Origin of the sequence: Brevibacillus sp. NPDC058079 (assembly GCF_042885155.1) — a bacterium.
Lineage (GTDB): Bacteria > Bacillota > Bacilli > Brevibacillales > Brevibacillaceae > Brevibacillus.
This window is the reverse complement of sequence record NZ_JBHVSO010000008.1, coordinates 40178-62637: the sequence shown is the minus strand read 5'-3', so window position 1 is coordinate 62637 and position 22460 is coordinate 40178. Positions and strand designations below refer to the sequence as shown.

At 49.2% G+C, this 22460-nt stretch carries 20 protein-coding genes; 14 read left to right on the top strand and 6 right to left on the bottom strand.

What is annotated here, in order from left to right:
* Positions 1 to 21 precede the first annotated feature (21 nt).
* The 10 genes from ACFVS2_RS22535 (at position 22) to ACFVS2_RS22490 (ending at position 11199) form a co-directional block, all read left to right on the top strand.
* Positions 22 to 1206 carry a HEAT repeat domain-containing protein gene (locus tag ACFVS2_RS22535; RefSeq protein ID WP_390237895.1) on the top strand — a complete coding sequence of 395 codons (1185 nt, stop codon included), beginning with the start codon at positions 22 to 24 and terminating at the stop codon, positions 1204 to 1206.
* A gap of 17 nt (positions 1207 to 1223) precedes the next feature.
* Positions 1224 to 2666, top strand: a complete 1443-nt coding sequence (locus tag ACFVS2_RS22530; RefSeq protein ID WP_390237893.1) for a glycosyltransferase family 2 protein — start codon at positions 1224 to 1226, stop codon at positions 2664 to 2666.
* Positions 2663 to 3454, top strand: coding sequence for a response regulator transcription factor (locus tag ACFVS2_RS22525; protein ID WP_173620024.1), 792 nt, complete (start codon positions 2663 to 2665; stop codon positions 3452 to 3454). The genes ACFVS2_RS22530 and ACFVS2_RS22525 overlap by 4 nt, the downstream gene beginning before the upstream one ends.
* Positions 3455 to 3484: 30 nt before the next feature.
* Positions 3485 to 4846, top strand: coding sequence for a nucleotide sugar dehydrogenase (locus ACFVS2_RS22520; RefSeq protein ID WP_390237890.1), 1362 nt, complete (start codon positions 3485 to 3487; stop codon positions 4844 to 4846).
* 44 nt (positions 4847 to 4890) lie between these two features.
* Positions 4891 to 6723 carry a glutamine--fructose-6-phosphate transaminase (isomerizing) gene (glmS, locus tag ACFVS2_RS22515; protein ID WP_390237887.1) on the top strand — a complete coding sequence of 611 codons (1833 nt, stop codon included), beginning with the start codon at positions 4891 to 4893 and terminating at the stop codon, positions 6721 to 6723.
* A gap of 78 nt (positions 6724 to 6801) precedes the next feature.
* A complete protein-coding gene (locus ACFVS2_RS22510) occupies positions 6802 to 7008 on the top strand; it encodes a hypothetical protein (protein ID WP_007728018.1) in 207 nt (68 codons plus the stop codon).
* On the top strand, positions 7005 to 8027 hold the full coding sequence (gene glmU / locus ACFVS2_RS22505) for a bifunctional UDP-N-acetylglucosamine diphosphorylase/glucosamine-1-phosphate N-acetyltransferase GlmU (protein ID WP_390237884.1): 1023 nt from the start codon (positions 7005 to 7007) through the stop codon (positions 8025 to 8027). The genes ACFVS2_RS22510 and glmU overlap by 4 nt, the downstream gene beginning before the upstream one ends.
* Before the next feature lie 47 nt (positions 8028 to 8074).
* A complete protein-coding gene (locus ACFVS2_RS22500) occupies positions 8075 to 8941 on the top strand; it encodes a hypothetical protein (RefSeq protein ID WP_228088332.1) in 867 nt (288 codons plus the stop codon).
* 3 nt (positions 8942 to 8944) lie between these two features.
* Positions 8945 to 10624, top strand: a complete 1680-nt coding sequence (locus tag ACFVS2_RS22495; RefSeq protein ID WP_390237882.1) for a hypothetical protein — start codon at positions 8945 to 8947, stop codon at positions 10622 to 10624.
* A 68-nt stretch (positions 10625 to 10692) separates the two neighbouring features.
* Complete coding sequence (locus ACFVS2_RS22490) at positions 10693 to 11199, top strand: hypothetical protein (RefSeq protein ID WP_390237879.1); 507 nt, start codon at positions 10693 to 10695, stop codon at positions 11197 to 11199.
* Positions 11200 to 11249: 50 nt separating this feature from the next.
* Here ACFVS2_RS22490 and ACFVS2_RS22485 read toward each other — a convergent pair whose 3' ends face one another.
* Positions 11250 to 12095 carry a hypothetical protein gene (locus ACFVS2_RS22485; RefSeq protein ID WP_390237877.1) on the bottom strand — a complete coding sequence of 282 codons (846 nt, stop codon included), beginning with the start codon at positions 12093 to 12095 and terminating at the stop codon, positions 11250 to 11252.
* A gap of 124 nt (positions 12096 to 12219) precedes the next feature.
* Between ACFVS2_RS22485 and ACFVS2_RS22480 the strand changes: the two genes are divergently transcribed.
* Complete coding sequence (locus tag ACFVS2_RS22480) at positions 12220 to 12408, top strand: hypothetical protein (protein WP_157230928.1); 189 nt, start codon at positions 12220 to 12222, stop codon at positions 12406 to 12408.
* 24 nt (positions 12409 to 12432) lie between these two features.
* Here ACFVS2_RS22480 and ACFVS2_RS22475 read toward each other — a convergent pair whose 3' ends face one another.
* The 4 genes from ACFVS2_RS22475 to ACFVS2_RS22460 are packed head-to-tail and all read right to left on the bottom strand — an operon-like array spanning position 12433 to position 17701.
* A complete protein-coding gene (locus ACFVS2_RS22475; RefSeq protein ID WP_173620015.1) occupies positions 12433 to 13740 on the bottom strand; it encodes a YheC/YheD family endospore coat-associated protein in 1308 nt (435 codons plus the stop codon).
* 41 nt (positions 13741 to 13781) lie between these two features.
* Positions 13782 to 15158 carry a YheC/YheD family endospore coat-associated protein gene (locus ACFVS2_RS22470; RefSeq protein WP_173620014.1) on the bottom strand — a complete coding sequence of 459 codons (1377 nt, stop codon included), beginning with the start codon at positions 15156 to 15158 and terminating at the stop codon, positions 13782 to 13784.
* Between the two features lie 3 nt (positions 15159 to 15161).
* Positions 15162 to 16250, bottom strand: coding sequence for a YheC/YheD family endospore coat-associated protein (locus ACFVS2_RS22465; protein WP_173620013.1), 1089 nt, complete (start codon positions 16248 to 16250; stop codon positions 15162 to 15164).
* A gap of 5 nt (positions 16251 to 16255) precedes the next feature.
* Positions 16256 to 17701: a YheC/YheD family endospore coat-associated protein gene (locus ACFVS2_RS22460; protein WP_173620012.1), complete on the bottom strand. Its 1446-nt coding sequence runs from the start codon at positions 17699 to 17701 to the stop codon at positions 16256 to 16258.
* Positions 17702 to 17793: 92 nt separating this feature from the next.
* Between ACFVS2_RS22460 and ACFVS2_RS22455 the strand changes: the two genes are divergently transcribed.
* The 3 genes from ACFVS2_RS22455 to ACFVS2_RS22445 all read left to right on the top strand — a co-directional run bounded on the left by ACFVS2_RS22455 (position 17794) and on the right by ACFVS2_RS22445 (position 21831).
* Positions 17794 to 18951, top strand: a complete 1158-nt coding sequence (locus ACFVS2_RS22455) for a DUF445 domain-containing protein (protein ID WP_173620011.1) — start codon at positions 17794 to 17796, stop codon at positions 18949 to 18951.
* Positions 18952 to 19203: 252 nt separating this feature from the next.
* Complete coding sequence (locus tag ACFVS2_RS22450) at positions 19204 to 20514, top strand: DRTGG domain-containing protein (protein WP_173620010.1); 1311 nt, start codon at positions 19204 to 19206, stop codon at positions 20512 to 20514.
* Between the two features lie 687 nt (positions 20515 to 21201).
* Positions 21202 to 21831 (top strand): DUF2087 domain-containing protein, encoded by a 630-nt coding sequence (locus ACFVS2_RS22445; protein WP_390237872.1) that lies wholly within the window; start codon positions 21202 to 21204, stop codon positions 21829 to 21831.
* Positions 21832 to 22073: 242 nt separating this feature from the next.
* On the opposite strand, the gene ACFVS2_RS22440 is transcribed toward ACFVS2_RS22445, so the two are convergent.
* Positions 22074 to 22385, bottom strand: a complete 312-nt coding sequence (locus ACFVS2_RS22440) for a YtpI family protein (protein WP_106841697.1) — start codon at positions 22383 to 22385, stop codon at positions 22074 to 22076.
* Between the last annotated feature and the right edge of the window lie 75 nt (positions 22386 to 22460).

Sequence of the window (22460 nt, the reverse complement as noted above, 5' to 3'; positions counted from 1 at the left end):
TTGGATAGGAGAGTGGCAAACGTGCAAACACCATTGGCGACGGCAATTGTTTTTCTGTACGCGCTATGTGGATTGACAGTACTAGGCTTGCTTGTCTTGTTCGCACTGAAGCTGCGCAACATTTCGGTGGAGAAACAGACCATGCGTTGTTTGGAAAAATATCGCGACTACTTCGTTTACCTCCAGGCACACGGGGAAGAAGAGGAGCGTTTGCAAGTGCCTTATGGCGCTGTGACACAAAAAGAAAAGCAAATCATTCAGAAAAAGCTGTTTGAGCTGATGGAGCGGGTTACTGGCATTCATCGGGACAAGCTGATCTGGCTCTGCGAGGATATGGGACTCGTAGAGCTGGACATGCAAAGACTAAATGGCTGGTGGAAATGGACGAGAGTGGATGCCGCTTACAATTTGGGGATCATGCGCTCCAAGCTCGCCGTACCTGCTCTCTTAACCCTCCTGCAAAAAAGCACAAATGACATTAGTGTTTTTATCATTGCTCGCTCCATCGCCAAATGTGCACGCAATACAGAAGATTTGCGGGAAATGGTGACCCACGTTGTTGGAGCGAAGAAAAATGTCCACCAGCTCATCGTGGACATCATCAGTGATGCGCAGGTGGATACGGCACCGCTTTTTGCACAGTTTTTACAAGAATCCGATGCTGAACTGGTCCAAATCGGACTGATTGGCTACGGCGTGCATGCACAGCCCGGCATCGAGCCTGCGCTATACCAGCTCATTCAATCGCCTGACAAGGAAGTCCGAATTAAGGCAGTCAAGCTCATGTGTCGGGATATCCGCTATATGAATGAGCAGACAGTCACTGCTTTTATGAATCACAAAGATTGGGAAATTCGGGCAATGACAGCGAAGGCAATTGGCTCACTGAAATTGCATTCGTACATCCCCTCGCTGAAAAAGGCGGTGGGCGATGCGAACTGGTGGGTTCGTCATCACAGTGCACGTAGCCTGGCGCAGCTAGAGGTCGAAGGCTTTGCTGCCCTGTGTGAGATTTTGCAGGAAGAGAGAAACGGTCATAAGAGCGAGATGGCTCATCAAGTGATCCAGGAGGAGCTGGAAAAAGAGAAGCTGGTTCTACACGGTGCAACAGCGACCGAGAAGCTCGTGCAATACAACGAAAAGCTGCATCTGTACCGCAAGTCGTATCGCAAAACGATCTCCACGGTTCAGGCACTGGAAAGATAGAGCGAAAGGAGGCTGCCATGAGAGATTTTCTACTTTACTACGGAGTATTTGCAGTCTATTACGTCATCGCGATCAACTCTTTGTACTTCATCATCATGCTGTTCTCGTTCAATAGCATCGTGGGAATTTTAAAAAGCTCCATCTATTCGAGATTCCAGACACTTTCAGGCTCTGAGCACGTTCCGCCGATTTCGATTCTCGTGCCAGCATACAACGAGGAGCTGACGATTATTGAAAATGTAAGGTCGCTCTTATCCTTGAACTATCCACGCTACGAGGTGCTCGTGATCAACGATGGATCGAAGGATGATACCTTGCAGGTAATGATTAACGAGTTTTCGCTAGTTTACTCCGAGCACATGCCGGTGCAGCCGCTTCTTCATACGTCGAAGATCAGGGGAATCTACCACAATCCGGCTTTTCCGAATCTGTATTTGATCGACAAAGAGAACGGAGGAAAAGCTGACTCGCTCAATGCGGGGATCAATCTCTCCCACTATCCGTTGATCGCTTCCATTGATGCAGATTCCTTGCTGGAAAAAGACGCGCTGATTCGCATTGCGAAGGTGTATATGGAAAACCCGGATGAAACAGTTGCCATCGGCGGAGATATCCGCATTGCCAACGGCTGCAAGATCGAAGACGGTGTCGTGAAGGACATTCGTTTGCCAGACAAGTTTTTGCCGATGATGCAATCCGTCGAATACCTCAAGGCGTTTCTCGGGGGACGCATCGGCTGGAGCGCGATCAACGGATTGATTATCGTCTCAGGCGCGTTCGGTGTTTTTCGCAAGGATTACATCATCAAGGTAGGCGGTTATCGCGAGGGGTACCCGGGTGAAGACATGAACATCATCATCAAGCTGCACAAGTACATGCTGGAAAACAAGCTACCATACCGAGTGGCATTTTGCCCCGATGCAGTCTGCTGGACACAAGCGCCGGATACGCTCAAAATCTTGGGCAGTCAACGGCGCAGATGGGGACGCGGCAATCTGAAAAACATGATTGAGTACGGCAGACACATGGCGTTTCGCCCCAAGTACAAGCTGTTCGGGATGCTCACGCTACCGTTCAATATCTTGTTTGAAACCTTAAATCCGTACTTTCGCATCACGGGTCTATTGGCCCTCATCGGTTATACCTTGCTGGATATGACCAACGGCTACGTCCTCTTAATCTACGGCTTGCTCAATGTGATGTATGGCATGCTGCTTGGCATTGGCTCCTTATTTCTGGAGGAAATCGCATTTCGACGGTATCCGCGTTTTCGAGACATCGTCAAAATGCTTTTCTATACGATACTGATGTTCTTCGGCTATCGGCAAATCGGTGTCATCTGGAGATTCCTCGGTCATATTGAATATTTGCGCAACAACAACTCCTGGGGAACGATGACACGGACGAGCTGGCAGACGAAGAGCAGCGAAAACATTTCAAGTTTGGAGGCTAGATCATGAGTAATCTCGTACCTGTTTTTTACGAGCATCTGAGCAAGATGGAAGAGAAACAATTGGCGTGTGGGGTTATTCTGGCGGCTTGCAAAACCCTCACGAAAGAGTCAATGGAGCTGATCAAGCAAGACCTGGGCACTCGTTCAGGTGACGGCTCCGAGATTGTTTTGCACTACGCGTATGACAAAAACAAGCAGCTTTTCGGAATACTGCTTGAAGGACAGAAGCTTTCGAGCACCCATTTCTATGCTTTGCGTGTCAAAGACTATTTGCAAGAGCACAAACTGGTAGCAGGCAGCCTCTTGATTGCGAGTTTTCCCGAAAGCTCGCGCTCGTCCGGTCAAATGCTGATGCGGATGATCCAAGAGATGAGAGAGCCGGGCGCTCATGGGGAGATCAAGATTTACGAGCAGAATCCCGCTCAAAAAGAGGAGCCGGCAAGTATTTTGCTGGTTAACCATGATGAGACTGTCAACGAGTTTTTGAGCATCTACTTTCAGCGCAAAGGGTATCTCGTTACGGTAGCCAATGACGGGATGGATGGCATGGAAAAATATCAGGAGGTCGCCCCTGATCTTGTGATTACCGACCTGAATCTCCCTATCCTCAATGGATACCAGCTGATGGAAAAAATCAAGCATATCAGCGCTTCCATGAGCAAGATCATGGTGCTCACAGACAAACGTCTGGAAGAAGATGTGCAAAAATCGTTTGCGATGGGAGCATCTGACTACATTACCAAGCCATTCTCCCCGGTAGAGCTAGAAGCCAGGGTGAAAAGGCTGATTTCATAATTCTAGAAAGAGAAAGGGAGAGAAACGAGGATGGCGAGATACGAGGAACTGCAACAAAAGATTCAAATGAAGACAGCGAGAGTAGGTGTCATTGGGCTTGGGTATGTAGGGCTGCCGCTGGCGGTAGAGACGATCAAGAGTGGTTATACCGTAATCGGAATCGATCTGCATGGCGGAAAAATCGAGAGCCTGAAAAGAGGAGAGTCTTACGTCCAGGATATTTCTAATGAAACCTTGCAGGAATGCCTCGCGACCAATCGCTTTTTTCCGACGACTGATTATAGCGTCATCGAGGAGTTGGATGCGATCAGCATTTGCGTTCCTACTCCACTTAGTCCCAATCAGGACCCGGACACCTCTTACATTACAAACGTTGTCGAGCAAATCAAGAGATTCATGAAAAGAGGAATGCTCATTACGCTAGAGAGCACAACTTATCCGGGAACGACGGAAGAACTAATCCAGCGTGAATTTGAAAAGCTGGGCTATCGGGCTGGCATCGACTTCTTCCTCTGCTACTCGCCGGAGAGGGTCGACCCGGGCAATCGCAAATACAGTACGTACAATACGCCAAAGGTGATCGGCGGGACGACAGAACGTTGCATGGAGTTAGGCACGCTCTTGTACGGCAGCCTGGTTAAAACTGTCGTGCCGGTCTCTTCGCCAAAGGTGGCGGAGATGTCCAAGCTTTTGGAAAATACCTTCCGTAGCGTCAATATTGCCTTCATGAATGAGATGGCAATGATGTGCGACAGAATGGGCATCAATGTTTGGGAAGTAATCAAGGCCGCATCGACCAAGCCTTTCGGGTTCATGCCGTTTTACCCGGGACCCGGAATCGGTGGGCATTGCATACCGCTCGATCCGATGTATTTGTCGTGGAAGGCCAAGGGCTTTCGTTTTCACAGCCAATTTATTGAGATCGCCCAATCGATTAACGACAACATGCCGGACTATGTGCGCAATAAGACAGCACAGGTGCTCAACATTTACGCCAAAGCGATCAACAGCTCACGCATCTTAATTCTTGGCATGGCCTACAAGCCGGAAGTTGATGACCTGCGGGAATCACCTGGGCTGGAGATTTACGAGCTGTTCACCAATAGCGGAGCAACTGTCGACTATTTCGACCCGTATGCGCAGAGCTTTGTGAATAAAAAAGGTGAGATCATCCACTCCATCGCCAATGACTACGAGGCGTTCAAGACTTACGATTGCATGGTGCTTATTACGAATCACCAAAGCTTTGCCTATCAGGAGCTGGCGGATTTGGGAGTGGCCATTATCGATACACGCAATGCGTTTGAGGGCATCACGAATTCGAATGTGTATCGCATCGGAACCTCAGTCGCTATCAAGCAGGAGAAGGAAGTCGTCAGCTTGCTCGCATAATACAAAGTCCGAACATTATACGCAACAAGGGAGGAACCGAAGACATGTGCGGAATTATGGGATATATCGGGAACAGGGAAGCGCAGCCGATTCTAATCAATGGGCTGCGAAAGCTGGAATACAGAGGCTACGATTCAGCTGGTATTGCGATTTGTGATGGAGCAACCATCGGCATTCGCAAGGCAAAAGGCAGAATTGACGTACTGGAGAGCCAAACCCAAAAGTCAGGCTTGCAGGGCTCCATTGGCATTGGTCATACGCGCTGGGCGACACACGGACGACCGTCTGACGAAAACTCTCATCCTCATTTTGATCAATCCGGCAAGTTTTCGATCGTGCATAACGGCATTATCGAAAACTATCTGGATCTCAAGCAGGAGTTGATGGAACAAGGCGTGACGTTTACTTCGGAGACGGACACGGAGGTCATCGTGCACCTTTTGGCGCAGGAATACGACAACAACCTGGTTGCGGCAGTGCAGAAGGTCGCTGGTAAAATTCGCGGAGCATTTGCTCTCGGTGTGATGACGGAGCATGAGCCTGACAAGCTGATTGCAGTTCGTATGGCGAGCCCGTTGATTATCGGGGTAGGGGAGAATGAGAATTTCATCGGTTCTGATATCCCGGCGATCCTGGAGCATACGCGCGATGTGTACGTTCTCGAGGACGGAGACCTGGCGATTCTGACCAAAGATTCAGTTCACGTCATGCGTCTGGATACGACGGAGCCAATCGAGCGAGAGCTGGTGCGAATTGAGTGGGACAAGGAGCAAGCGGAAAAAGACGGCTTTGCTCACTATATGCAAAAGGAAATTTACGAGCAGCCGCGTGCCCTGCGAAATACAATGACAGGTCGAATCGATGCTACACAGCAAAAGGTTATTTTTCCTAATCTTCAGTTATCAGAAGCGAGTGCCAAGCGTGTGGAGAAAATCTACATTGTCGCATGCGGTACCGCTTATCATGCAGGCTTGATAGGCAAGCATGTGATCGAACGACTGGCACAGATTCCGGTAGAAGTAGATGTAGCGTCGGAGTTTCGTTACCGTCGCCCACTCTTTCAACCCAATACGCTTACGATTGCCGTCAGTCAATCAGGGGAAACAGCAGATACATTGGCAGCCATGCGTGAAGCCAAACGAAACGGTTCAGCAGTACTCGCTATTACGAATGTAGTCGGTAGCTCGATTGCCCGTGATGCCGATGACGTGATTACGACAAATGCAGGTCCGGAAATCGCGGTTGCTTCGACGAAGGCATATACCTCGCAGCTGATTGCGTTTTACTTGCTCGGCATCTATTTGGCGCAAGCGAAGGGAACACTGGACGCTGACACCCGTGCCTCACTGCTTGACCAACTGACCGGTCTCCCGGATCAAGTCGAGCATATTCTCGAGCATGCAGATGAGATACGTCATTTTGCTGAATCGATCAAGGACGAGCAGCATCTGTTTTTCATCGGACGAGGACTTGATCATGCAGTATCTATGGAAGGCTCGCTCAAGCTGAAGGAAATCTCGTATATTCACTCGGAGGCGTATGCGGCAGGGGAGCTAAAGCACGGCACGCTGGCGCTGATCGAAGAGGGAACGAGAGTCATTGCCTTGGCTACACAGGATGAGCTGCATGAGAAAATGATCAGTAATATTACAGAAGTGAAAGCCCGTGGAGCAAAAGTTCTCGGTATTACCTTAGATGGACATGTAGAGCTGCATCGCTCGGTTGATGATGTTTGCCTGATTCCGCAGACGGATGCCTTGCTTACACCGGTTCTAGGCGTTATCCCCCTCCAGCTTATTTCGTATTACACTTCTGTTGCGCTCGGCAATGACGTAGATCGTCCACGAAATTTGGCCAAAAGTGTAACAGTTGAATAAACACAAACGTCAGTCGTAAGGAAGTTCAAAAAATCGACTTTTTGAACAGGCATTGATAGCAAGAAGGGGGAAGGATGAATGAACACCTCGAAGCGGACGTTGAATCAGGAGAAATTACTGGAGATTATGCTTCAGGCCTATCAGCTGGGCGTGCAGAGGAAAGACATTGATTTGACCATGATGATTGACACACTGACCTATGAATTGAAACCATACTTCGATCAACAAATCCAACAAGGTCAGCTTGCAAAAGGGGAGCTGACCAAGACGGAGGCGATAGGATGAACATACATGCAGTAGTACTCGCAGCAGGAAAAGGAACCAGAATGAAATCTTCGCTCTACAAGGTCATGCATCCAATCTGCGGGAAGCCGATGATTGAACATGTTGTAGAGACATTGGAAGCATTGTCACTTCGCCACTTAGTCGTCGTTGTCGGTCACGGAGCCGAAGTGGTCAAAGAGCAGCTGAAAAACCGCGTTCAGTATGCGTATCAACCGGAACAGCTTGGGACCGCTCATGCTGTTTGGATGAGCCACGAAATTCTCGGGGCGCAGGATGGCGTAACGATTGTCATGAATGGTGATACACCGCTTGTACAAGAACAGACGCTACGAAGCTTGCTCGAGTATCACCAACTAAAACAGGCAGCAGCCACGGTTTTGACCGCCATTGTGGACGAGCCTACAGGCTATGGCAGGATCATTCGCGACGAGAACGGCGATGTCCGAAAAATTATCGAGGAAAAAGACGCGACCTTGGGACAAAAAAAGGTGAATGAGATCAGTACCGGAATCTTTTGCTTCGACAATCAAAAGCTGTTTTCAATGCTGCCGATGGTCTCAAACGAAAACGCGCAAGGGGAGTTTTACTTGCCGGACGTTCTGGGGCTTTTGCAAGAACAAGGTCATTTGGTAGCGGCGTTTGCAACGGATGATCCCGAAGAAGGCAATGGCGTCAATGATCGTGTGCAGCTCGCTGATTTGGAGCAGCTGATGCGCAAGCGAATCAACGATTTCCATATGCGAAACGGAGTTACAATGATAGATCCGAGCTCGACGTACATTGATTCGGACGTAATGATCGGGCGTGATACGGTGCTCTATCCAGGCACCTGCCTTTTTGGCGAAACACAGATTGGTGAAGGCTGCCAAATCGGGCCGCACGCGCTGATCAAAAACAAGAGCATCGAGGATTACACGAGAATTCAACCGTTTTCAGCGGTTGACGGCAGTACGTTTGGTGAGCGGGCTTTTGCTGGAGTGGGAGCGACGACACAACAGTATGGTATCGACCAGCACTGATGCAGGTATTTCGTCGATATAGCTGGCTTTGGATAGCGCTGCTCCTTGTGACAGTGGCTTCGATCATCATGCTGTCGTTGGCAAACACCCGCTCCGCCCTGACAAAAGCAACTTGGATATGGGATGCCAAGCAAATGGAGACCCAAACCGATGAAATGATCGAGTTTGCCGAGAAAAACGACATCAACCTGATCTATCTTCACGTTGAACCAGCAGTAGTTGCGCCAGAGACGTATCGTACTTTCATTGAAAAAGCCAACCAAGTAGGCATTAAGGTAGAGGCGCTTGGCGGTGACCCAAATTGGGCGTTAACCGCGAATCGCCAGAGCATCGACGATCTCATCTCCTGGGTGAAGGCGTTCAATCGCAATGCCAAGTCAGATGAACGATTCTCGGGAATTCACGTCGATATCGAGCCGTATTTGTTGCCTGCATGGAAGGAAGACCAGGAAAAAATCGTCCGGCAATGGCTGAAAAATGTCAGCTATCTGGCAGCAGAGACGAAGAAGGATACGGATCTCGCTGTCGGTGCCGACTTGCCTTTTTGGATCGACTCCGTAAACGTTCCTGGCAGTGATGAGAAAGTGAGCAACTGGATGGTGCAGCGACTCGACAGTATTACGTTAATGGCCTACCGCAATCAAGCCCTTGGGCAAAATGGGATCATCGAAATAGTAGAGAAGATCGTCGATGATGCCAATGTACACAAAAAAGGGTCGGTTATCGTAGGCGTCAACATCATGGAAACGATGGAAGGCGCTCATGTGAGTTTTTATGAAGAAGGCACTGAAGAGATGAACAACCAGTTGGCCATTTTACAAGAGGAGCTGTCAAACAATCCGGCGTTTGCGGGAAGTGCGATCCATGATTACGAGAGCTGGAAGCACGCAAGTCAACGAGAGGAGCAACTTTGAAGAATGAAAGCTGCGCGCATCTATTTGAGTGTTCTCTGCCTGACTGTCGGCTTTCTGTTCGGCTTTTCCCCCGCGGAGAAGAAGAGTAAAGCAACGTGGATCTGGCAATCCGAAATGATCGGGAGAGAGAAACAAGAGATTCTCGATTTCTGCAAAAGTAACGATATTAATCTCGTCTACTTGCGAATTGAAATGAACAAGCCCTATGATTACTACCGCGATTTTATCCGCGAAGCAACAGAGATGGGGATCGAGGTTCATGCGGTTGCTGGCCATCCGGCATGGGCACTCAAGAGCAATGAAAAGCGGATGATGAATATCGTCCACTGGGTAAAAAGCTACAACCGAGAAGCGGAAAAGAATGAGCGAATTCGCGGGATTCAGTTAGACATCGAGCCGTATCTCCTGCCGTTTTGGGAGGACGATCAGAAGCGGATTATCCGTGAATGGCAAGCCAATGTGCAGGCGTTCACAGCCGAGGTGTCAAAAGATGAGGATTTGGTTGCCAGTGCAGCCATTCCATTTTGGCTGGACGATATCCCCGTTCCGGGACAAGAAGAGATGTCCTTGTCCAAATGGATGATAAGCCAGTTTGATACGGTATGTATCATGGCGTATCGTGACACACTTTCCGGTCAAAACGGCATCCTGAATTTGATTGATCAGGAAATGAAGGAAGCGGATGAATTAGAGACGCGTGTCTTGGTTGCTGTAAATATGAAGCCACTTGATGAAGACCATGCTTCTTTTGCAGAGGAAGGTTCGGCTCTTATGAAACAGCAATTAGAGCAATTGCCTGCACATTTGGCACAGCATCCGTCCTTCTCTGGTGTCGCGATTCACGATTATCGCTACTGGAAGGAGGCGACGCCACTGCCCCCGGTAACGAAGCAACGCTACAGAGGCACCTACATATGGCGTGCAGAATTGATTGGCACGGAAAAGGAGGAAATTCTCTCCTTTGCGGAACAAAACGGGGTGAATCTCCTCTATGTTCGTCTTGATTTGGAGCAGCCGACTTCCTATTATCGCGATTTCGTGAGAGAGGCTCGTGAAGCGGGTATCGAGGTTCATGCGATGGGCGGTCATCCGATTTGGGCGATGGCTGAAAATCGGAGCAAGATCATGAAGCTCGTGAATTGGGTGAAAGACTACAATGAGTCTGTTTCGACAGAAGAGCAATTTCACGGCATTCACTTAGATATCGAGCCGTATGTCCTTCCTGTCTGGCGTGAGGATAAAGAGGAAGTCTTGCGCCAGTGGATGGACAACATCGAAGCATTTGTCGAGGAGACCAAGGACGGGACTTCCTTGGAAGCGAGCGTCGATCTCGCTGCATGGCTGGACAAGACACCGACTCCAGGTCAGCCCGAATTGCCGTTTTCGCATTGGATGATCAAACAGGTTGATCACACGACCTTGATGGCATTTCGCGATCGTGCTCCCAGCATCATCGGCTTGGTTGAAAATCAGATGAAGTACGCAGAGAGCCTCCAGAAAAAGCTGGTCGTCGCCGTGGAGACGAAAGAGAGCCACGAAGGGAATGGGATCACCTTTTACGAGGAAGGCATGGGCGAAATGGATCGGCAGCTGGATCTGGTGACAAAAGCGCTGGATCGGTACTCCTCTTATTGGGGGCTCGCCATTCATGCTTATGACTACTGGAAAAACGGGAAAGAGTAGGCTGCCTGCATCGTGCACCATTGTTGTACAATAGAAGAAAACGAGCGTCGGAAAGAGGAGAACAAGCCATGCGAGATGTGCAAAACCGACATCGAAATCTTCCGCAGCGTACGCCAGAGATGTTGTACAACGTGGTGCGCAAGTTTTACCGTGGAGCAGTCAGTCATTTTGACCTGATTCAGGAGAAAAAGCAGGAAGCACGTGCAGCCTTGGAAGCTGGTGACCACGACATAATCCGTGCAGCCGTACACACGTTATTTTTGGAGTTTCATTTTTATGTGACCTGCTGGCTCCAGATTGAGCTTGCCCTGTATCGACTGGCGCGTCAGGATGAACGCCTTGCGCAAGTGATGGAAAGATATCGACCTTCGTTGGAAAAGCATGTAGCGGTACGGCAACAGCTGGATCAGACGGAGGTGTGTGTGGAGGCGCAGTTTCAACCAACCGGGGATGGATGGTCCTGTGTGCAGAAGGATGCCTACGTGTTTGGTAGCATCATTTTTACAGTGGATGAAGAGAGTCTGCAAGATTTGCATGCCGTGTATCAGGCGATTTGGGAAAATGCAGACCGTTGACTCATAACAAAAAGCGTGACCGTCGCGATGGATGGTCACGCTTTTCTCATTTAGAAAGTGCCAGGGAAAATGGAGCCTGTGTGAGGAGCCATCTGGCCTGGGGTGTTTAATTGGTGAACCTCTTGTGTGTTTGTGCCAGCAAAGCCGGGAGAGAAGATCGATTGTGCTCCTGCGCCAGCCTGATTGCTGTACGCCTGATTGGCATATGCCTGTGGCTGTAGCTGAGGTTGTAGCTGAGGTTGCAGCTGAGGTTGCTGCTGCTGACCTTGTTGCGCTTGCATGCCATAGCCAGTGTTATTCAACTGGCGAACTTCCTGGACATTGGTATTGGCAAAGCCAGGCGCAAAAATACTACCAGTCATCGCTGGCGGCGGATACGCTGCTTGATTCGTATAGCCAGCTTGTCCTCCGTAGCCGCTATAGCCAACTTGATTGCGAGCTTGAACCGCTTGAACATTTGTGCCGGCAAAGCCCGGAGAGAAAATGGAGCCTTGTCCAACCGATTGCTGATAAGAAGGCTGTGCTTGTATGTAGCCAGCTTGCTGGCCTTGTGCATAGCCGGAGAATTGGTTTTGCATAGGGAGAAGCGCTTGATTTTGCCCATAGCCATATTGCTGCTGTTGTTGTTGAGGATAACCAGCTTGATTGAGCTGTCTTACTTCCTGGACATTGGTATTCGCAAAGTTAGGGGAAAAAATCGATTGTGCCCCGCCGTAGGACATGCCCGGTGTAGGGGTCCCGATGGATTGGGCATGCCCGCCGTGGTTCCAATGTTGTACTTCCTGTACGTTTGTTCCGGCGTATCCTTGTTGGAACATCGCGCCTGCAGGGCTCATTGCTCCAAAAAATTGCGGTTGTTGTTGGGATTGCATCATATGGTTGATTGTATGGGTCATGGTTAAGACCACCTCCATGGAGTATTTTTTCCAAGGTCGATCATGTCATGCATCCGATAACGAAAAAAACATGCCGGAGTCTAAACGGCATGTTCCTTTAGATCAAAACGTGTGACTTGCCTCATTGTTCAGTGCTACCCGCACGTACAGCCAGCATGCCGATTCACCTATTGCGGTAGCGTTTATCTACAATCAGGAAGGATTGACCCATTATGAGCCAACAGCCTGGGGGTCAATCGCGTCAGCCAGTCGTTCGTTGGGTGATGCGCCGTTCCCCTTCCTGACGGGCAAATCGCACCAAGGTCGTCTGTGAATCAGCCAGTGCTGTTCGACTCCCTTATCCTGCGGCATTCCCTCGCTTGCTTTGCAAGTGGGAGACATGTTGTGCGTAGTGGATCAAATTGGCTAACGATAATCGTCGAATCGATGGTTCATCGAATTTCTCCGGCTTTGCATTCGCTTCAAAAAGCCATAGCTTTCCTTCTTCTGTCAAGCCAAGGTCCATCGACATCTCAGCCAAATCCGTCCATTCTGCATTTAATGATCGTGCGATGGCGAGTGCCGTATCGTGAATATGTCTTTCCATTTGCTCGTGATTATTAGTAAACAAGGCTTGCGTAACGGTTGATAACGAGTGGATCGAGCCGCCGCGTGGCACATGAGTGGTGATGCTTTGCGAGCCAGACCTTCTAATGCCAACTCCGGTTACGCTCCACTCGCCCTCGCCATCTTTCTGTACGAGGACGCGCACATCAAAAGGTTTGCCGTTGTAACGGGCACGATGGATACCTTGCTGCATGATGTACTTCTGCTGTTTGACATGAAGTCTAATATGCTTCCATACGTCATTCAAATTGGAAAAGCGGCGAGTAATGGCCTTTTGCTCCTTTAACCGTTGCAGGAACCACTTATCGTTTTTGAACTCAATGCGCATAATCCCCTGACCAGCTCTACCGCGCACAGGTTTCAAGTAGACAAAGCGATGTTCAGTGCAAAAGCTTCGAAAGCGAGCCAAGGTGTCCAGCTGTTTCGTATCTGGTAGAAAAGCTTGCACCTCCAGGTGGGACTCAAGCATCGTAAACAGCTTTTGCTTGTCAAAAAAGCTGCGATTAAACAATGTGACATTTGGCATCTCATGAATGCGGTTCAATGCTCTTCGGACTTCAGGGCGCCGTTCTGCTTTTCTCGTCGGAATTCGGTTGTAAACCACATGGGGGAAAGGTAGAATCACCTCTTGCCACGAGTTAAGACGATTGTTGTACAAATAGCCGCGCACCTTTTTCTTCTCCCAATTGATTCCTTGAGGAGTGAACACATATACGAGTGCACCCCATTGTTTTCCCGATTGAGTAATATCCTTGAAGTTCTCGCGATTTCCTAAAAATGTTGCCCCTTCACCAACGGTCAATATGCCAAATAATGGGCCAAGCTTCAGGGAGTCGTCCGCCATTTTCCAGTTAATGCGTGTACGAATACGGCTTGCTTGCACGCGGGGTAAACCAGCGTATATCCGTTTCGTATGAGAAAAGGGACCGAGACTGGCGACCAGTGGCTTTGGCGAGCGTTTAAGGACTAGCCGAGGTAACTGTACGAACCATCTACCACTAGGGAGGATCGTCAGCCACCCGGAGCGCTGCTGAAGCATGGTGTTCCTCCTTCCTGAAAAACGGTACAGATCGCGTGCGACTAGAAATTGGCCAAGTAACAGCTATAATCGACGAGCAACTTGCGTGATTCGTGATCAGCTTCCTTGAGTCGGGCGTGCTTGAATATAGAACGGCCAGGCTTGGAATTCGCTTCGAACATCCAGACATGGCCTTGCGTATCAATCCCCATGTCCAGCCCCAATTCTCCTAAATCAATCCCTTTTGCCAGTTCGATTGCAGTAGCGAGTCGGATCGACGCGTCAGAAATGCGCTGAGTCATGAGGGGTTTTTGTCTGCCAAACAGGTGCTGCAACAGGTCATCGCCGGGGATGACAGTTCCACCCGTGCGTACGTGGGTAGTTACGCTGCCAGAACCGGCAACCTTGGCTGCCGTGCAGGAGACGACCCACTCGTTTTGCTGATTTTTATGCAAGTGAACACGGAAATCAAACGGTCGTCCATGGAATGTCATGAGCGAAATGCCCTGTTGTGCCAGATACGCACTGACGCGACGACTGCGGAAGACATGCTGATAAAGGCTGGACAGCTTGGAAAATTGTCTTTTTACATTGCCGCTGCCTGTATGATAGGAGGCAGTAAAGCCACCGCCTGCCTGGTGAACAACTTTGACAATGCCGTACCCGAGACTTCCATTTTTGGGCTTCAAGTAAACGATGGGGTATTTACGCAGCAAGTTTCGAACAGTGGTAAGAGAAGGAGAGGTGTAAGTCTCCGGGATATGCTCATTCACTTCTGGATTCGGATACAGCAGTTGGTGCACGCCCCATTTGTTAAAAAAGCCCTGATTGAACATTGGTAAATTGGGGTAACTGGCGAGTCGAAACTTGAATTCCTGGACGGCTTCATGTTTTTCTGCCGAACGAGAGGGAATACGATCATAGACGACATCGGGCATGGCGGTCACATGCTTTTTCCAAAAGTAGCCGCCTGACTTGTTTCTGCGCAAAAACCACGCTTTGACCGTACTGGATTCCCAGTCCACATCGGTTGGGGAAAATATATAGTAGAAAACGCCTTTCCCTTCTTGAGCTTGTAACAGATTGTAAAAAAACGAGGTGCGAGGGCCAATTGGCTGCTTGGGATCTCGTCTTATGCCAGTCGTAACGATCCCGATTGAAGGACCGATCCGGAGTGCAGAGCCTTCTAGTTTGAGCTGGATCAAGCCAGGGTGAGGAATGCCCAGCTCCGTTTGCAAGAGCGTCGTCACTTTCAAGACGTTCGTATCCGGATTGCGTTTATCTTGTAAGACAGTTGCGACTACTTCCTTTTTACCCAGTAAGACCTTTATTTTTTGGCGTTGCCGTAGCTGTAGCTGTTGGAAGAGAGTAGCTGGTAGGATAATCCCACTGATACGGGGGTTGGAAAGGAAGCGAAGCCGCATTCTGAACGTTTCCATGCTTTAACCTCCTACACGCTCTTTCATGAGATAGTGGGCGTAGCGAACAGGCTGAGTAATCGAATGCAGTTGTGCAGTCGGGTCGTCAATCATGCGAAAAACGGTTCGCCCTGGCCTGCTGTTTACCTCAATGATCCAAACATTACCTGCGGTGTCGATGCCAATATCGATTCCCAGCTCAACGAGTCTGCCGTGTGACTCTTCCAAAAAACGGGGAAGTTCTTCTGCCACTCGCTTGATTGTTTGCTCGATGCGTGCCGCTTTTGCGGATGTGAAGTGAAGGGGCAGGAAAGAGGCCAGAGGTGTTGCTTTCCCTCCTCCGTGCAAATTGGAGGTGATACTGCGTTTATCTCCCAGTCGCACAGCTTTGCCAGTCGTCCCCCATTTACCCAGCCCGTTTTTTTGAACCAGAACACGGACATCGAATGGGGTACCATCCGGGGTATGCAACTCCAAATAGGGCTGTACCAGGAACTTGCGGCCGGCAGTAAAGACAGACACAAAACTTTTTAATCCGGCAGTGTCACGAATTCGCCTGGTGAAAGGCTTATTGTCTCGGTTTCGTCCAGAAGCTTCATAGCCACTGCGCACTTCTTTGATTCTCACGACGCCAATACCGTGAGTTCCCGCCATCGGCTTGATGATGGCTGCCCCGTATTTTTGCAAGGTTGCATGGAGCACAGGATATGAGAATATTTCAGTAGGCGGGAGCAGCGGGGCGAGGAGAGGGGACTTAACGAGCATCTGGTGCACCTGCCATTTTCCAGACAGACCATGCCCCAAAAACGTAATGTTGCGATCGTTTTGCAACTTTTCCACAAATGGTTTATAGTGGCGATAAGATGGGCCCACAAAGCAACGATCATAGATAAAGGCGGGGATTGGGAAGTCTTTCGCGTGCCAGGACCCATTGCGATATTCGAAGCCTTTTACCATTCGGGTGGAAAAGTTAACCTGACGTGGTGAAAAAACGAAGACGCGAATGCCGTGCTTGCGTCCATAGAGCGTAAGCTTTTTGTAGTACCCTTTGTCTACAAAGTGGGAGCCTTGGCACCGGGCCATGATGCCCAGACTTCTCTCGGATGCTGTCATGTAGGTCACCTTCGCCTGTTTTTGTTGCGCTTCGGTCTTCTTTTTATCGTCTTTTGTGGTTGAATGGTCCGGGGAAAACCACTTAGAAAGGCGGAATAATCCAGCATGCGAATGACAGAAGGGCGAGCACGCCGAGGCAGCTCTTCGGCACCCTCAGGCAACGGAACGGTTTTGGCTGTCTTGGATGGCTTGCTGTTGACCTCCAATAGCCACACACGTCCATGGACATCGACTCCCAGATCAATTCCGAATTCTGCGTACTGCCCAGGCAGTGATTCTTCTAAAAGGATCGCGAGCTTAAGTGCTACTGCGCGTAACGTTTGAGGGGATGGTCGAATCGCGCTCGCCCGTGGTCCACAAACTCGCAGCGCCTGAAGGGGAGTCATCATTTGCCCGCCTCTGGCTATATTGGAAACAATGTGGTTTAATCCCAGGCGAGCTACCATGGAAGTGATGGACCATTCGCCTTTTCGGTCTTTTTGTACCAATACACGAAAATCTGTCGGTCGTCCTTGGATGCCGATTAACGTTAACCCTTGTTGCAGCAAATAGGATGTGCCTTTTGCCCTTTTTTGCAAATACTGATGTAAGCTCTGAATGCTAGCAAATGATTTGCGCAATCCTCCGGGGAACGCGAGCTGGTATCCCTCAGGCGAACTGCGAACTCGAATGATCCCGCGCCCCATGCTGCCGTTAGCTGGTTTTGCATAAACGGTGCGATACGTAGATAGCATTTGCCGTAGGTCTTCCTGTTTCAAATAACGAACCATACTAGGAAGATGTTCGGAGGCTGTTGGTTGATTCTCAAGAGCGGCGTGTACATGCCACTTATTCAAAAAACGCTCGTTAAAAAAGGGAATGGAAGCGTCCTTGCAGCGTTGAACCCAGTTGACCATCTGTTCACTTCGTTCGCGTTGGCGGGATACGAGCCGGTTGTAAATGCATTGCGGAAGAGGAAGTAAGGTTTGTCTCCAGACGCCTCCTCTTCTAACGATGCCGCGCACGATTTCCGCATCCCAGTTGACATCCTGAAGCCGAAATACACAAAGGATACCTCCGCGTTTACGGGTGATATCAGACATCTCCTGGAAGAAAGAGTTTAGGTGTCCAAACGGTGCTTGCGAGAACGCTGCATTGTAGGTCGAAACAAGAACACCTACATACGGTCCGAAAACGATTGTTTTCTGACTCGCATCATAACGGATTAAGAGTGGAACGCCCCTGGGCAGATGTAGTGATTGAGCTAAAGATGGTCGTATGAAGGTTTTACCCGAGGTTTTGCCTCCCCGTTCCCAACTGCCTAAGCGTGCGGAAACGGTTTTGCTTCCAAATTGAACCGCAATGGTGGACGGTGTTGAAAGATTCCATTTGCGCAAGTGCGCCTGGGGCAGGTAAAGGTCTACTTCCGATATTATCTCGTTTTCGACAACGATTGTTGGAACGTAGGACATGAGTATCCCCTTCCCATCAGGCAAAAGTTAGTCTATGGTATGAGCATCCAAAACGTTTGGTGCCATGTAGAGAAGAGAGGTTGTTAGGATTTATGAACGCTTGGATACTATTAGTGAATATTGCAGTAGGCTCTGTCATCGGTGGAGTGACGAATGATTTAGCCATCCGAATGCTGTTTAAACCAGTAAAACCGTGGTATATAGGCAGATGGAAAGTGCCTTTTACTCCGGGATTGATCCCGAGGAGACGGGACGATATCGCGATACAAATGGGCAGACTCGTCGAAGAACATTTGCTGACGACAGAGGGGGTCAAGCGTGCGCTGAACCAGAGTGGTTTGGAGAGCACACTGACGGGATGGATGAACACCATCGCTCGCGACTGGATGACAGATGAGCGTAGTCTACGTCAAGCATTGCTCACGGTGATGCCACAGTTATTTAAGGAAGACGGAACGTGGAGTGAGGGTGTCCGCGCGCCTATCGAGGCGAAATGGGGTACTTTTGTTGAACAGGTTCTGGCACAATATGAAGAGAAAAAACTGCGAGAGTTCGTTACGGAAAACGGACGAGAGCGCCTGGATGTTGCACTTGGCAGTGTGAGCGAACTGCTTTTGAAACGTTTCCGCGAATATTTACATTCCCCGGAAGGTCAGCAAACCTTGCAAAACATGGTTCGCGGATTGCTCGGTGGAGGCGGAGGCATGTTTGGTGGCTTGGTCGGGATGTTTCTTGGGGATGACAAGATTTTGGGCAAGATTCTCCCGTATCTCGATGAGCTATTGCAAAGCAGAGAGCTTTCCGAGCGCGTGCACTACTTTTTGCATAAGGAAGCGGACAAGCTCTTGGACAAAAATGTGGGCGAAGTGGTTGCCTGGATTGGGCGAGATCAAGTGGACGACTGGGCGCGGAAGCTTTTTGCAAAGCTGGAGGAGCAAAGCCTGCGTATCGTGGACGAGCCTCTGTCTCGTTTGACAGCGCCTTTTTCTGAGACGGTGACAACGGAACTCGTTCCTCGTTTGGCAAAGTGGATGGTGGACACGCTGCAACAAAACATAGAGAGAATATTTTCGCGCCTGACCATCCGGGATATTGTTACCCGGCAAGTAGAGGGTTTCCCGATTGAAAGAATTGAAGAGATGGTTGTCGGGATCTCAGGCAAGGAATTCCGCATGATTACCGTGCTCGGATTTATCCTTGGCGGGATTATAGGGCTATTCCAAGGATTATTGGCAAACTTCTTCGGTTAAGAAAAAGGAAGTTCAAAGAGTCGTTTTTTGAACACGTACTAAAACTGAAAAGAAACTGTAACTGTGTTGTAATAATCCTGTAATATTCCTTGGGTATGATAAAAGCACGATGAAAACCCCCTTAATGATATACTTTCTGGTCGGTAGCTTTCGAAAAAGCTACCCTTTTTTTTTGCCCCGCCTTCGGGTATATTGGTCGAAGGAGCGCACGTACATGGAACGGGTGGGAGAAAAGGAAGGGGGAATAGCAATATGGCAACGAAACATGAACAAATCTTGCAACATATTGATCGCCTTCCGATCGGTTCGAAGATTTCCGTGCGGCAGATCGCGAAAGACCTGGATGTGAGTGAAGGGACTGCATATCGCGCGATCAAGGAAGCGGAAACACAAGGATACGTCAGCACGATTGAGCGTGTCGGCACGGTGAGAATCGAGAAGAAGCAAAAGGAAAATATTGAACGTTTGACCTTTGCGGAGGTTGTGAACATCGTCGATGGTCATGTGCAAGCCGGACGTGAAGGCTTACACAAGACCTTGAATAAATTTGTAATAGGGGCCATGCAGCTCGAAGCCATGATGCGCTATATCGATGCCGGAAGTCTCTTGATTGTCGGTAACCGCTATCAGGCGCACAAGATCGCTTTGCAGCAAGGGGCTGCTGTATTAATTACCGGGGGATTCGATACAAGCGAGGAAATCAAGCAGCTGGCTGACCGCTTAGCTCTGCCAATCATCTCCTCCAGCTACGACTCCTTTACGGTAGCATCGATGATTAACCGAGCCATTTATGATCGCCTCATCAAAAAGGAAATCGTAATGGTAGAGGATATTTTGAAGCCGCTTGCAGAAACGCCTGTCTTATTGACATCAGATTCTGTTGCCAAGTGGCACCAGTATACGGAGCTGTATCAGGACACGAGATTCCCCGTCGTTGACGAGCAGATGCGCCTGATCGGGATTGTTACCTCTAAAGACATCATCGGTCACGAGGAAACGGCGACGATCGATAAGGTCATGACGAAAAACCCGATTACGACCTCGCCGCGGGTATCCGTAGCGTCATCTGCGCACACCATGGTGTGGGAAGGAATCGAGCTATTGCCTGTCGTAGACAACCATCGCAAGCTCGTAGGAGTCTTGAGCCGCAACGACGTGTTAAAAGCACTGCAATTTACAGCTAAGCAACCCCAGATGAGTGAAACGTTCCCGAATCTGATCATGTCCCATTTCCGTGAGGAGCGACAAGCAGATGAGATGGTCTATCTTGGGGATGTGAGCCCACAAATGACCAACCATCTCGGTACGATTGCCAGCGGAATTATGACGACGGTCATGGTCGAGGCTGCTTGTAACCTGCTGCGTCATCATCGTCGAGGCGACATGGTACCGGAAAATATCACCGTCTATTTCCTAAAGCCAGTCCAGATGGAAAGTCATATCGAAGTTAAGCCGCGCCTATTGGACATCAGCCGCCGCTTCGGAAAAGTCGAAGTATCCGTATTCCACGGGGATCAGCTCGTGGGGCAGGCCATGATTACTGCGCAAATTATTGAGCGTTAAAGGAACAGTCTCTTTATGACTGTTCTTTTTTTTGGAAAAGTGGCTGTAGTGGGGAGAAGAAGCGCATTTCCAGTCTACGCTTCGGCCTCCGCCCCGCAAGGGGGGAAGACTGTCCGCTCCGGAATGAATGACGGGAGCGCTTCAAACCAGAAAACGCAAATGCGTTTTTGTATGTAATAAAAGCTGAAATTCCCCGTCATTCATTCCTACGCTGAGTAGGGCTCCAGAGGCGCTTGACTGGAAATGCGCTTCTTCTACGCAGCTTTATTAAACATCATTGAAGGTGAATGCAAGACGCTTCAATCATCCTGATTAACTGACAAAAACCAGTCACAACTACAGCGAGAGCCGCTTCGAGGAAAAAGGAGAAATAAGCGAGGCTCTTTGGGACACCAGCCGAGGCGCAGTGGAAAAAGGGAAACACGCCTTTAAGCGTCCACCTCTGAATATGCTCCCTGAGAGGACTACTTTGGACGCGGTTTCCCTTTTTCCACGGAGCCGTGCAGGAATGACCCCATGCAGGGGGCCCAAGAAGCTCGAGCGTTTTCTCCTTTTTCCGCTGCCCCCAACAGCAACGGCTAAGGTGTTTTATACGCCCTCGAATTGACAGCCAAAGAAATCCAACTTATCATCTAATTAGAATATCATCTAATCGAAACGAATAGACAAAGAAAGGAGCGCCCCGTTTTGCAATTAAACCAACTCGTCACCTTTTACAAAGCACTCGGAGACCCGACGCGCGTACGCATTCTCGCGATTTTGGCAAATGGTCCCCTGCACGGACAAGCGTTGGCAGGCAAGCTCGGCGTAACACCTCCCACCATCACCCACCATATGGCAAAGCTTCGAGAAGCAGGTGTCGTTTACGAACGTCGTGATAAAAACACCATTTACTTTTACCTGCACGAAGCCAATGTAAAACGCCAGTCGCAGGCAATCGTGAACGTCATGGAAAAAGCAAAGGATTCGACAACAGAGGACATTTTTGCGCAAGACAACTCACATGTTCAGAGGAGGCACCAGATGGCAGCGGAAAAAATGCAGGTCATTCGCAGCTTCATTACGCCAGATGGCAAGCTGAAACAAATTCCGTCCCAGCGGAAGAAAAAGCTGATCGTCTTTGAATACATGGTCCGTGGGTTAGAAAAAGATCGCAAATACAAGGAACAAGAGATCAACGAATACATTCGCCAATTCCACGAGGATTATGCTACGATTCGCCGGGAATTCATCATGAATCATTATATGTATCGAGAAGAGGGCATCTATGAGCTGAATCCAGAGGAAATGTGGGCAAAAGCCGAAGACCTGCAATAGCAGGAAATCGTTTCCTTCTGAATTGAACAGAAAAAAGGACAACCTTCGGCACTGCCGCTCAGGTTGTCGAAGCAATAGAATGTCACACAAATTCATTATAGCGAGTGCTCTATCAGGTTTGTATGATAAACAGCTGGGAATAGAGGAAAAGTATTTCCAGTCAACGTTTTCCCAAAAATAAAAAAGGCATGCGGAACGTAAAACTGTTCCCATGCCTTTTTCTTATTGAGGTTTTTGAACACTTATACCCCTTTTTTCAATTCTGCCTGCCAAGCTGTGCGATAACGGAAATAATTGCGAGTTCCCAAAAATAAATTCATAGCCCCTACAATCAACATGATCAACGCGACAACAATGCGGATCGTATCGAGAGAATCAAAAGTAAACTGATTAATGCCGAACAAAGACACGAGTATCCCCAATGACACATTCATTTTCCCTAGCAACATACGCGATTCAAGCGGATGGATGCCTCGTCTGCGCGCATGGATACTATAGTAGACGCTTGCTACCAGGGAAGCGAGAACACCGGTCATGTAAAAGGCAAACCACATAGATGGATTCATCCTTTCTAGCCATTCTGGTATTACCCATCCTACCAAAATCAGGGGAGAACGGTCAAATACAAG